Origin of the sequence: Streptomyces sp. PA03-6a, from assembly GCF_033792765.1 — a bacterium.
Lineage (GTDB): Bacteria > Actinomycetota > Actinomycetes > Streptomycetales > Streptomycetaceae > Actinacidiphila.
This window is the reverse complement of sequence record NZ_JARAVK010000106.1, coordinates 19,306-30,909: the sequence shown is the minus strand read 5'-3', so window position 1 is coordinate 30,909 and position 11,604 is coordinate 19,306. Positions and strand designations below refer to the sequence as shown.

Annotated in this window: 11 protein-coding genes; 2 read left to right on the top strand and 9 right to left on the bottom strand. The window is 70.3% G+C overall.

The window, feature by feature from the left end; all coding sequences use genetic code 11:
• Positions 1-1,284: phosphoribosyltransferase family protein (locus PV350_RS24475; RefSeq protein WP_500336088.1), on the bottom strand; the 1,284-nt coding region annotated here is incomplete at its 3' end.
• Positions 1,285-1,313: 29 nt separating this feature from the next.
• The gene (locus PV350_RS24470; RefSeq protein ID WP_499511682.1) at positions 1,314-2,480 is read right to left on the bottom strand and encodes an HpcH/HpaI aldolase/citrate lyase family protein; all 1,167 of its coding nucleotides are present in this window, start codon (positions 2,478-2,480) and stop codon (positions 1,314-1,316) included.
• Positions 2,481-2,708: 228 nt separating this feature from the next.
• Between PV350_RS24470 and PV350_RS24465 the strand changes: the two genes are divergently transcribed.
• A complete protein-coding gene (locus PV350_RS24465) occupies positions 2,709-3,635 on the top strand; it encodes a TerD family protein (protein ID WP_500336086.1) in 927 nt (308 codons plus the stop codon).
• 25 nt (positions 3,636-3,660) lie between these two features.
• On the opposite strand, the gene PV350_RS24460 is transcribed toward PV350_RS24465, so the two are convergent.
• The 6 genes from PV350_RS24460 to PV350_RS24435 form a co-directional block, all read right to left on the bottom strand.
• Positions 3,661-4,392 carry a TerD family protein gene (locus PV350_RS24460; RefSeq protein WP_499511684.1) on the bottom strand — a complete coding sequence of 244 codons (732 nt, stop codon included), beginning with the start codon at positions 4,390-4,392 and terminating at the stop codon, positions 3,661-3,663.
• Between the two features lie 82 nt (positions 4,393-4,474).
• Positions 4,475-5,617, bottom strand: coding sequence for a DUF475 domain-containing protein (locus PV350_RS24455; protein WP_499511685.1), 1,143 nt, complete (start codon positions 5,615-5,617; stop codon positions 4,475-4,477).
• A 16-nt stretch (positions 5,618-5,633) separates the two neighbouring features.
• Positions 5,634-6,209 (bottom strand): TerD family protein, encoded by a 576-nt coding sequence (locus tag PV350_RS24450; RefSeq protein WP_499511686.1) that lies wholly within the window; start codon positions 6,207-6,209, stop codon positions 5,634-5,636.
• 62 nt (positions 6,210-6,271) lie between these two features.
• Positions 6,272-6,847, bottom strand: a complete 576-nt coding sequence (locus tag PV350_RS24445; RefSeq protein WP_499511687.1) for a TerD family protein — start codon at positions 6,845-6,847, stop codon at positions 6,272-6,274.
• 73 nt (positions 6,848-6,920) lie between these two features.
• A complete protein-coding gene (locus tag PV350_RS24440; protein ID WP_499511688.1) occupies positions 6,921-7,379 on the bottom strand; it encodes a peroxiredoxin in 459 nt (152 codons plus the stop codon).
• Positions 7,380-7,517: 138 nt separating this feature from the next.
• A complete protein-coding gene (locus PV350_RS24435) occupies positions 7,518-7,958 on the bottom strand; it encodes a DUF3052 domain-containing protein (protein ID WP_026250565.1) in 441 nt (146 codons plus the stop codon).
• A gap of 406 nt (positions 7,959-8,364) precedes the next feature.
• Between PV350_RS24435 and aceE the strand changes: the two genes are divergently transcribed.
• The gene (gene aceE / locus PV350_RS24430) at positions 8,365-11,106 is read left to right on the top strand and encodes a pyruvate dehydrogenase (acetyl-transferring), homodimeric type (protein WP_499511689.1); all 2,742 of its coding nucleotides are present in this window, start codon (positions 8,365-8,367) and stop codon (positions 11,104-11,106) included.
• 82 nt (positions 11,107-11,188) lie between these two features.
• Here aceE and PV350_RS24425 read toward each other — a convergent pair whose 3' ends face one another.
• Positions 11,189-11,560 carry a peptidase inhibitor family I36 protein gene (locus PV350_RS24425; protein ID WP_500336082.1) on the bottom strand — a complete coding sequence of 124 codons (372 nt, stop codon included), beginning with the start codon at positions 11,558-11,560 and terminating at the stop codon, positions 11,189-11,191.
• Between the last annotated feature and the right edge of the window lie 44 nt (positions 11,561-11,604).

Here is an 11,604-nt window from a genome sequence, read left to right as displayed (position 1 = left end):
GCGGGGTTCGTACGAGGGGACCACGGCCAGCAGGAGCCTTTCGGTGTGTCCGGCGAGCTGCGCGAGCAGCCCTCCGGGGGCGTGCAGGGCGGGCGTGTCGCCCGCGCTGTCCACGACGGCGACGATCGCGTCGAAGCCCGCGCCCGCCACGTTGTACGCGTAGCGCTCGCCGGGGCCGTCCGCCGGGTCGTCGTGGTCGGGGAAGGTGATCCGGGTGCGTATCGCGTACCCCGGGTCGTCCACGGCCAGGACCGGGGAACGCGTCGTCGTGGAGAACCGCACCTCCGCGGCGGGCAGGGCGTCCTGCAGTGCCCGGGCCAGCCGCAGCGGGGCGTACATGAGCTCCTCGTTGCCGAGCACGAGGACGCGGGGTGCCGGGGCGTCCCCGGCGCCGTCGCCGTCGCCGGGCGGGCGCAGGCCCTCCGCCAGACGGGCCGCCATCGCGGGCAGCGCCGCCTCCAGCCGCGCGCGGTGCGCGGGAGTGAAGCCGTGCCGGCCGCCGTCGGGCAGCCCGGCGGGCCAGTCCAGGTGCACCCGCCGGGGTGCCGCTCCCGCGGCCGGGCGGGCGGGCTCGGCGGCGCCGTGCGCGGCGACCAGTGCCCGGCCGCGCTCCAGCACCCCGTCCGGGAGGACGACCGTGCCCGAGGCCAGGGCGAGGACGTCGACGCCCGCGCCCAGCTCCGCCGCGAACCCGGCGAGCAGTGCGCGGTCGGCCTCCGAGCGCATGTCGACCAGGGCGACCACGACGTACCGGCGGCGCGGGTAGCGGGTGTGCAGCGCCCGCACCGTGTTGAGCACCGTCCGGCCGGTGGAGAACTCGTCGTCGACCAGCACCAGCGGCCCGTCCCCGGCCAGCAGGCCGGCGTCCTCGGGCAGCAGCAGGTGCGAGGTCGCGTGGCTGTGCTCCTCCTCGAAGCCGCCGACCGGCTCGGTCCCGGGTACCGGGCGCCGCGTGGAGTGCAGGTACGGGGCGGTGCCGACGCCGTCGGCCACGGCGTGCCCGAGGCCCGTCGCGGTCTCGGCGTAGCCGAGCACCACGGCCCGGGCCGCCTCGTCCTCGCCCAGCAGCTCCCGCACGCGCACCCCGAGCCCGTACCCGGCGTCGTAGACGACGTGCGGACGCTGCGGCACGTGCTTGCCCAGCACGTTGGAGACGAGCAGGTGCGCCCGCTTGGGGTTGCGGCGCAGGGCGAGGCCGAGCAGACCGCTCAGGCCGTCCCCCCGCAGGGTGACCCCGAGCCGGTCGGCGACCCACTGCCCGGACCAGACGTGCTCCACTGCCATGCCTTCGGCACTCTCCCTCTCGTTGCCGGTCACGACGGCACGCACGCGGAGAGCAGCTCGACGAAGCCGATCTCCTCACGCGCCACGCCGAAGACCTCGGCGCGCCGCACGGTGCGCTCGGCCCAGGCGCGGTGCGGCTTCACCTCGTTCATCTTGTTGGTGTAGGCCGAGCGCAGCACGCCCCCGCCGCTGCGGTCCTCGTGCAGGATGTCGACGGCGTCGCTCCACTCCTCGTGGGAGACGACGCTGAGCGCGTGCACGGGCTGGACGTGCGAGGGGTGGATGCAGGTCTTGCCCTGCAGGCCGTTCGTCCGGTCCAGTTCGATCTCGCGCAGCAGCCCGTCCATGTCCCGCTGGATGAGGGCCTCGCGCAGGTCGACGGCCTCGGGGACGAAGGGGCTCTGCCGCAGCAGAGGCTTGAACATGCGCTCGGAGTGCTTGAAGTACTCCCAGACCGGCCCGGTGATGGTGAAGCCGGTGCCGTCGGCGCGCCCGAGGACGTTGACCACGTCGGCGATGATCGAGGCGACGATGCGGACGTCGTAGGCGGTCATGTCGGGCGAGCGTCGCAGCCCGTAGGCGGAGCAGAAGTCGGTGACGCCGAGCCGCAGCGCGAGCACGCGGTCGCGGTACTTGTCGACGGTCCGGGAGATGCCGTACAGCGTCTCGGTGCGGGTCTCCAGGTGGAGCAGCTGCGGGGACTCCAGGACCGGCATCGCGTACAGCCGCCGCCCGCAGTCCGCCTCGGCGGCGGCGAGGGCCTCCAGGAAGGGGACCCCGGACTCCTCGGTGAACTTGGGGAGCACGAATCCGGAGAGCAGGGACACGTCGTCGCCGAGCCGGCGCACGAGGTCGGTGATCTGGCCGGGGGTGCGGACCCGTATGAAGAGCAGCGGGGGGTCGCCGTCGGGGATCCGGTGGGCGAGATCGCCGAACTGGCGGACCAGGTTCTCCTCCGCAGCCTCGACCTCCCGGTCGTCGATGGAGTCCTCCAGGCACAGCACCATCGACACCACACCACGGGCGGCCTGCTTGAGCACGTCGTCGGCGAGCCTCGACCGGGTGGCCGGGCAGTAGAGGGTGGCGCCGAGGGCGACGGCGAGCGTGCCGGCCGACGAGGCCGCGGTGAACTCGGCGGGCTCCCGGTGAAAGAGCTCGTTCCGTACGTCCGGCGCGAGGTGCCCGAAGTGGCGCATGCTTTCCCCCGTGGCAGGTGGTGGTTGGAGAGAGGTGGGAAGCGTCCCCCGACGCCGTGGCCGATTATCGTACGTGCGAGCCCCCTGCGGACGTTCCCGGCGTACGTGAAAATCAGGTAACCCCCTCGGGTCCGGTACGTGTCGCCCTGTCCCCATCTTTCCCCGCCGGCGCACCCGCCGTACGCCCCGCGTTGTGGGCGCGGCCCCCGGGAGGGCAGGATTACGCGCATGACGCAGGCGATGGTGAAGGGCTCCAACATCCCGGTGACGGCCTCGGGGGTGCGGGCGGTGCTCCGCTGGAGCCCGGGGGCGGGTGTGCCGGACGTCGACGCCTCGGCGCTGCTGCTGGGTGCGGACGGCCAGGTGCGCTCGGACGAGGACTTCATCTTCTACAACCAGCCCCGGCACCCGGGCGGCGCCGCCCGGCACCTGCCCAAGCGCAGCGAGCCGGCCGGGCTGACGGACGCCATCGAGGTGGACCTGGCCGCACTCGAGGCGGGCGTGGACCGGGTGGTCGTCGCGGCCTCCGCGGACGGCGGCCCCTTCGCCCTCGTCTCCGACCTGACGGTGCTGCTCTACGACACGGCCGCCGGTTCCGACGCGGAACCGCTGGCGGTCTTCGACGTCGTCCCGGACACCGGCGACGAGTCGGCGCTGATCTGCGGCGAGCTGTACCGCAGGGCGGGTGGCTGGAAGTTCCGCGCGCTGGGGCAGGGCTACGCCTCGGGGCTGGAGGCGCTCGCCACCGAGTTCGGCATCACCGTCGAGGAGGGCGACCTCGACGAGGCGCCGCCGCCGCGGCCGGAGGGCGAGGCGGCCTCGGTGCCGCAGCCCGTGCCGCCGACCGTCCTGACCACCGAGCCGCCCGACGCGTACACCCTGCAGGCCCCCGCGCCGGTGCCGCCGCAGCCCATCGCGCCGCCCGCCTACGGTTACCCGCAGGAGCCGCAGCCGACGGTGGCGGCCCCCGCGTACGGCTACCCGCAGGAGCCCCAGCCGACGGTGGCGGCCCCGGCCTACGGCTACCCGCCGCAGCAGCCCGCGCCGACCGCGGCGGCCCCCGCTCCCGCTCCTGCCCCCGCGTACGGCTATCCGCAGCCGATGCAGGGGTTCCGGCTGCCGCCGATGGGCCCGCAGTTCCAGGAACGCCGCTGAGCGGGCCCGGCAGGGGGCCGCGCGGTCAGACCTTGGTCTTGTAGCCGCGGCCCCACTGCAGGCCCCAGCCGTACAGCCGGTCGAGCTCGGCCTGGAAGCCGTAGACGTACTTCACCTCACGGCGCACGGTCAGGTCGCCCTTCCTGTTCTCGATGAGCACGACGGCGCACGAGCGGGCCTGCGGCTCGCGCTCGTCCAGCAGGATCTCGATCCGCGGGCCCGAGCTGGGGAAGATCTCCACCTTGGCGTGGGTGCGGTCGAAGGCGGGCGTGCCGTCGTAGATGTAGACGAAGACGAGCATGCGCTTGAACTCGTCGCGCTTGTCGAGGTTGAGGTAGAGCGTCTCGCCGGACGAGCCGCCGAAACGGTCGTCACCGGTCATCTGGATGTACGGCGGGGCGTCGAGGTCGCCCAGGAAGTTGCCGAGCGGCTGGACGACGCCCTTGGTGCCGTCGGCCAGCTCGTACATGCATGCCAGGTCGAGGTCGACGTTGACCATGGCGGGGCCGGCGGCCTGCACGGGCTCCGGCTTGAACAGGTGCATCTGGCGGCTCAGCCACGAGCCGCTGCGCTGGTTCCAGCCGCCGGTGTCGGAGGTGCGCATCTGCCAGGACAGGTTGATGCGCAGGTTGCCGACGGCCGCGCCCTGCTTGGACAGCGAGACGACCTGGTGCCGCCTGGTGAGCTCGATGGTGTGCGCGTTCGCCATGTCGAACTGCGCGTTGAAGCCGCCGCTCGGCCGCAGGAAGTTCCACATGTCCGTCCGTCCCCTGCACGCAGGCCGCCCCCCGCCGGTCGGCGGGGGGCGGCGTGACCCGAATGTCGTGACGAGACGGGGGTCAGACCCCGCTCGTCACCTCCGCTTTGTCGTCCCGCTGCTCGGAGCTTTCCCCGAGACGGCGGTTTCGCACCACCGACGACCAGTAGGAGGCGCCGATCAGGACGACGCCGATGAGGCCGGTGATGACCTCGTTGATCTCGAACTTGATGGTCACCAGGAGGATGACCGCCAGCGCGCCGATCGCGTAGTGCGCGCCGTGCTCCAGGTAGACGTAGTCGTCCAGGGTGCCCTTGCGGACCAGGAACACGGTGAGCGACCGGATGTACATCGCACCGATGCCGAGGCCGAGGGCGATGATGAAGATGTCGTTGGAGATCGCGAACGCGCCGATGACGCCGTCGAAGGAGAACGACGCGTCGATGACCTCCAGGTAGAGGAAGAGGAAGAACGCCGCCTTGCCCGCCAGGCCCACGGCCGAGGCGCCACTGCCGGCCGGCTTGCCGCCCGAGCTCCGCTCCTCGAGCTCCTCGTCGGCCTCGTCGGCCTCGTCCTCCAGCTTGTCCTCGAAGTAGCTCGAGATGCCGCCGACGACGAGGTACGTGATGAGGCCGCCGATCCCGGCGAGCAGCACCGTGGAGGACTTGTCGCCGCCGCCGTGCGAGACGTCGGTGGCGAGCGTGGTGGCGGTGATCAGCAGGGCGACCAGGGCGACGACCACGGAGAGCGTGTCGAGCTTGCCGAGCTTGGAGAGCGGCTTCTCCAGCCAGGCGAGCCACTTGTGCTCACGCTCCTCGAAGATGAAGTCGAGGAAGATCATCAACAGGAACATCCCGCCGAACGCGGCGATCGCCGGGTGCGCGGACGTGACGAGGTGCTCGTACTGCTCCTTGTTGTTGATCGCCAGGTCGATGGCCTCGATGGGCCCGATCTTCGCCGTGATCGACACGATGATGATCGGGAAGACGAGGCGCATGCCGAAGACGGCGATCAGAATGCCGATGGTGAGGAAGATCTTCTGCCAGAAGGCATTCATCTTCCGCAGGATGCCGGCGTTGATCACCGCGTTGTCGAAGGAGAGCGAGATCTCCAGCACCGACAGGATGGCGACGAGGGCAAGCCCCTCCGCACCCCACAGGAAACCGGCGAGGGCGAGGCCGGCGGCGGTGACACCGAACGACCAGCCGAAAGTTCGGAGGAGCACTGGATATCCAATCCCTTTACGAAACGTTGACCCCAAAGTCTAGGGCGATGCCCCGGAGGCCTGATGCATACCCCTGGCCAACGGCTCGGAACTTCCATTCGCCGCCGTACCGGTACAGCTCTCCGAAGATCATCGCCGTTTCGCTGGAGGCGTCCTCGGAGAGGTCGTAGCGCGCCAGTTCGCTCTGGTCGGTCTGGTTGACCACCCGGATGAAGGCGTTGCTGACCTGGCCGAAGGTCTGGCCGCGGGCGTCGGCGTCGTAGATGGAGACCGGGAAGACGATCTTGTCGACCCGCTCGGGCACGGCCGACAGGTCCACCAGCAGGACCTCGTCGTCGCCCTCGCCGTCACCGGTCAGGTTGTCGCCGGTGTGCTCGACCGAGCCCTCCGGGCTCTTGAGGTTGTTGTAGAAGACGAAGTACTCGTCGCCGAGCACCCGGCCCGAGCCGCACAGCAGCGCGCTGGCGTCCAGGTCGAAGGGCGCCCCGGTGGTGGAGCGCGCGTCCCAGCCGAGCCCGATCAGCACGTTGGTCAGATTGGGTGCGGCCTTGGTGAGGGAGACGTTGCCCCCCTTGGCGAGCGTCACGCCCATGCTGTTCTCCTCCCCCGCGGGGCTCGCGGTCCGCCGGACGCGGACCGCGAGGCCCCGGCGAATCAGACGTTGACGCCGAAGTCCTGCGCGATGCCGCGCAGGCCGGACGCGTATCCCTGGCCGATGGCCCGGAACTTCCACTCCGCGCCGTGCCGGTACAGCTCGCCGAAGACCATCGCCGTCTCGGTCGACGCGTCCTCGGTGAGGTCGTAACGGGCCAGCTCCTTGTCGTCGGCCTGGTTGACGACGCGGATGAAGGCGTTGCGGACCTGGCCGAACGACTGCTGCCGGCTCTCGGCGTCGTAGATCGACACCGGGAAGACGATCTTGGCGACCTCGGCCGGCACGCCGGCCAGGTTCACCTTGATCTGCTCGTCGTCCCCCTCGCCCTCACCGGTGATGTTGTCGCCGGTGTGCTCCACGGAGCCGTCGGGGCTCCTGAGGTTGTTGAAGAAGACGAAGTGCTGGTCGGAGAGGACCTTGCCCTCCGTGCCGGTGAGCAGGGCACTGGCGTCGAGGTCGAAGTCCGCGCCCGTGGTGGTGCGGGCGTCCCAGCCGAGGCCGACGATGACGGCCGTGAGGTTGGGGGCCTCCTTCGTCAGCGATACGTTGCCACCCTTGCTGAGGCTGACTCCCACGAGTCCTCCCATGTCATCGCGTGCTGCTCGTATCAGGATCAACGCCCTGAGGTTAGTACCCGGTTCCCCAGGACTACAGGGCTTCGAGCGCCTTGACGTACTCGTTCAGGTCACGGGCGTCCGGCAGGCCGTTGACGACGGTCCAACGGACCACGCCCTCCTTGTCGATGACGAAGGTGCCGCGCACCGCGCAGCCCTTGTCCTCGGCGAAGACGCCGTAGGCCCGGGAGACCTCGCCGTGCGGCCAGAAGTCGGACAGCAGCGGGTACTCCAGGCCCTCCTGCTCGGAGAAGACGCGCTGGGTGTGCATCGAGTCGTTGGAAACCGCGAGCAGCTGGACCTCGTCGTTCTGGAAGGCGGGGAGCTCGTCGCGGAGCGCGCACAGCTCGCCCGTGCAGACCCCGGTGAACGCGAAGGGGAAGAAGAGCAGGACGACGTTCCTGGAGCCCTGGAAGTCGGACAGCCGCACGGTCCGGCCGTGCTGGTCCCGCAGCTCGAAGTCGGGGGCCTTTTCGCCTACGGCGAGCGCCATGGTGGACACACCTCTCCGGTGACGGTGACGGGACCCGCGGCGCGGGCCCCGCGGCCAGTCTCGCACCGCCCCGCCGGGGCAATGCGAGGCGCCCCCGCGACGCTCGGTCACGGGGGCGCGGTGCCGGTCAGGAACGCCTCAGCGCTTGCCGGCCTTCGCCGTCTTGGGGGTCACCAGTCGACTGGCGGTCCAGTCCTTGGAGACGTTGACACTGCTGGTCTGAGCCAGGCCGGCGGTCTGCGCGGCCTCTCCGATGTCACTCGGCTCGACGTGCCCGTCACGGCCGGTCTTCGGGGTCATGAGCCAGATCTGGGCGCCCTCATCGATGGCGGACGTGGCGTCGACCAGGGCGTCGGTCAGATCGCCGTCATCATCACGGAACCAGAGGATGACGCCGTCGGCGACGTCGTCGTACTCCTCGTCCGCGAGCTCTTCGCCCGTGATCCCCTCAATACCCTCACGGAGCTCGTGATCGACGTCATCGTCGTAGCCGAGCTCCTGGACCACCTGTCCGGGCTCAAAACCAAGCCGGCTCGCCGGGTTGGTTTGCTCCTCCGCGTGGCCCGCGGTCGCGCTCACGCTCTGCCTCCTGTCATGGGGGTTGTCTTCCCGCTCCTGTGCGGGGTTATGGGCGGTAGTCCACACGGGCGCGGCGGATCGCGCAAGTACCCAGCCGCCCATCCCGCCCAAACGTTGACGTGTCACCGCAACCCGAACCGTGAGGGGTGACGTGGCTCACTCCACTATGCCAGGGTTTCTCCCGAATCGGGGTTGCGGTCGGTCGTACGTCCGAGTGGGCGTAGAGTTGCGGTTTGGTCGTACGGCCGCCGGACAGCCATGCGAGAGCCTCAAGAGGGTCTGGAAGAGGGGTCTGTCTCACTTAGTGGTGGTTACCACTCAGTAGAGATGACGTATCCCGAACGCGCGGTACACGATGGAGGCGGCGCGACCCAGCAGAGCAAGACCCTAGAAGCGAAGGAATAGCGTGGCTTCCGGATCAGATCGCAACCCGATCATCATTGGCGGCCTTCCCAGCCAGGTCCCGGATTTCGATCCCGAGGAGACGGCGGAATGGCTCGACTCGCTTGACGCCGCCATCGACGAGCGCGGACGCGAGCGCGCCCGCTACCTCATGCTCCGCCTGATCGAGCGAGCCCGCGAGCGGCGGGTTGCCGTGCCCGAGATGCGCAGCACGGATTACGTCAACACCATCGCGACCAAGGACGAACCGTTCTTCCCCGGCAACGAGGACATCGAGCGGCGCATCCTGAACGCGACCCGCTGGAACGCGGCGGTCATGGTGTCCCGGGCGCAGCGTCCGGGTATCGGCGTCGGCGGGCACATCGCCACCTTCGCTTCCTCCGCCTCTCTGTACGACGTGGGCTTCAACCACTTCTTCCGGGGCAAGGACGACGGCAAGGGAGGGGACCAGATCTTCTTCCAGGGCCACGCCTCCCCCGGCGTGTACGCCCGTGCCTTCCTGCTGGACCGGCTCTCCGAGACCCAGCTCGACGCGTTCCGCCAGGAGAAGTCCAAGGCGCCGTACGGCCTGTCGAGCTACCCGCACCCGCGGCTCATGCCGGACTTCTGGGAGTTCCCGACCGTCTCCATGGGCCTCGGCCCGCTGGGCGCGATCTACCAGGCCCGGATGAACCGTTACCTGCAGGCGCGCGGCATCGCCGACACCGAGCAGTCGCACGTGTGGGCCTTCCTCGGCGACGGCGAGATGGACGAGCCGGAGTCGCTCGGCCAGCTGTCCCTGGCCGCCCGTGAGGGCTTGGACAACCTGACCTTCGTCGTCAACTGCAACCTGCAGCGGCTCGACGGCCCGGTGCGCGGCAACGGCAAGATCATCCAGGAGCTGGAGTCGCAGTTCCGCGGTGCCGGCTGGAACGTCATCAAGCTGATCTGGGACCGCACCTGGGACCCGCTGCTCGCGCAGGACCGCGACGGCGTGCTGGTGAACAAGCTCAACACCACGCCCGACGGCCAGTTCCAGACCTACGCCACCGAGACCGGCTCGTACATCCGCGACCACTTCTTCGGTGACGACCACCGGCTGCGCAAGATGGTCGAGGGCCTCACCGACGACCAGGTCCTGCACCTGGGCCGCGGCGGCCACGACCACCGCAAGATCTACGCGGCGTACAAGGCGGCCCGCGAGCACAAGGGCCAGCCGACCGTGATCCTGGCGCAGACCGTCAAGGGCTGGACGCTCGGCCCGAACTTCGAGGGCCGCAACGCGACCCACCAGATGAAGAAGCTGACGGTCGACGACCTCAAGCGCTTCCGCGACCGGCTGCACCTGCCGATCTCCGACAAGGAGCTGGAGTCCGGCGCCCCGCCGTACTACCACCCGGGCCGGAACTCGGAGGAGATCCAGTACATGCACGACCGGCGCAAGGGCCTGGGCGGCTACGTCCCGACCCGCGTCGTGCGCGCCAAGCCGCTGGCACTGCCGGACGACAAGGCCTACGCGGGCACCCGCAAGGGCTCCGGCCAGCAGACGATCGCCACCACGATGGCCTTCGTCCGGCTGCTGAAGGACCTCATGCGGGACAAGGAGATCGGCAAGCGCTTCGTGCCGATCGCCCCCGACGAGTACCGCACCTTCGGCATGGACTCGCTCTTCCCGTCGGCCAAGATCTACAACCCGCTGGGCCAGACGTACGAGTCCGTCGACCGCGAGCTGCTGCTGGCGTACAAGGAGTCCCCGACCGGGCAGATGCTGCACGACGGCATCTCCGAGGCGGGCTGCACCGCCTCGCTGATCGCCGCCGGGTCCTCCTACGCCACGCACGGCGAGCCGCTGATCCCGGTCTACGTCTTCTACTCGATGTTCGGCTTCCAGCGCACCGGCGACCAGTTCTGGCAGATGGCCGACCAGCTGGCGCGCGGCTTCGTGCTCGGCGCCACGGCGGGCCGCACCACCCTCACCGGTGAGGGCCTGCAGCACGCCGACGGCCACTCGCACCTGCTGGCCTCGACCAACCCGGCCGTCGTCGCGTACGACCCGGCGTTCGGCTTCGAGATCGCGCACATCGTCAGGGACGGTCTGCGCCGCATGTACGGCGGGACCCCCGAGGCGAACGAGGACGTCTTCTACTACCTCACCGTCTACAACGAGCCGATCGTGCAGCCGGCCGAGCCGGAGGGCGTGGACACCGAGGGCATCCTCAAGGGCCTGTACAGGTACCGGACCGCCGAGGCGGGCGCGATCCCGGCGCAGATCCTGGCGTCCGGCGTGGCCGTGCCGTGGGCGCTGGAGGCCCAGAAGATCCTCGCCGAGGAGTGGAACGTCCGGGCCGACGTGTGGTCCGCGACCTCCTGGAACGAGCTGCGGCGCGACGCCGTCGAGGCCGAGGAGCACAACCTGCTCCACCCCGAGGAGGAGCAGCGCGTCCCGTACGTGACGCAGAAGCTCAGCGGCTCCGAGGGCCCGTTCGTGGCCGTCTCGGACTGGATGCGGGCCGTCCCGGACCAGATCTCCCGCTGGGTGCCGGGCACCTGGCAGTCCCTCGGTGCCGACGGCTTCGGCTTCGCCGACACCCGTGGCGCGGCGCGCCGGTTCTTCCACATCGACGCCCAGTCGGTGGTCCTCGGCGTGCTCACCGAGCTCGCCAAGGAGGGGAAGATCGACCGCTCCGTGCTGAAGCAGGCGATCGACCGCTACCAGCTGCTCGACGTCGCCGCCGCCGACCCCGGCGCCGCGGGCGGCGACGCGTAACGCCGTCGTCGAAGGCCGGGGCCCCCGTCGCGCGACCGCGCGACGGGGGCCCCGGCCTTTCCCGGCTCCCCGCGGGCTCGTGTCACTGGTCGACGATCTGGAAGGCGCGGACCGTGTGCCGGGACTCCGGGACCCAGGTGCCGGACGGGAACGTCACGAAGTCGCCCTCGGTGGAGCACTCGGCGCTCTGGTAGGTCGTCACGAGCTTGCGGGTCCGGTTGACGAACGACTTCGCGGACGTCCCGGGCGGCAGCGGCACGCAGGAGTTGACGTCGGTGTCGGCGAGTTCGTGGACCAGGCGCGCCCCGCGGTAGTCCGGTCTGCTCCACAGGCACAGCTCCCCGGGGTCACAGCCGCCCGCGGGGGCGGCCGTCGCGTGCGGGGCCGGGGCGGCCAGGGCCGCTGCGGCCACGACGGCCGTGGTCAGGGCAAGGGTCAGGGCTGCGTTGCGCATGTGGATCACTCCCCCGTGGTGGTCGGAGCTCCACGGTGAACGGC

What these genes read in the sequence shown, in the direction of transcription:
- PV350_RS24470 (WP_499511682.1), bottom strand. Translation starts at nt 2,480, where the DNA reads ATGCGCCACTTCGGGCACCTCGCGCCGGACGTACGGAACGAGCTCTTT.
- PV350_RS24465 (WP_500336086.1), top strand. Translation starts at nt 2,709, where the DNA reads ATGACGCAGGCGATGGTGAAGGGCTCCAACATCCCGGTGACGGCCTCG.
- PV350_RS24460 (WP_499511684.1), bottom strand. Translation starts at nt 4,392, where the DNA reads ATGTGGAACTTCCTGCGGCCGAGCGGCGGCTTCAACGCGCAGTTCGAC.
- PV350_RS24450 (WP_499511686.1), bottom strand. Translation starts at nt 6,209, where the DNA reads ATGGGCGTGACGCTCGCCAAGGGGGGCAACGTCTCCCTCACCAAGGCC.
- PV350_RS24440 (WP_499511688.1), bottom strand. Translation starts at nt 7,379, where the DNA reads ATGGCGCTCGCCGTAGGCGAAAAGGCCCCCGACTTCGAGCTGCGGGAC.
- PV350_RS24425 (WP_500336082.1), bottom strand. Translation starts at nt 11,560, where the DNA reads ATGCGCAACGCAGCCCTGACCCTTGCCCTGACCACGGCCGTCGTGGCC.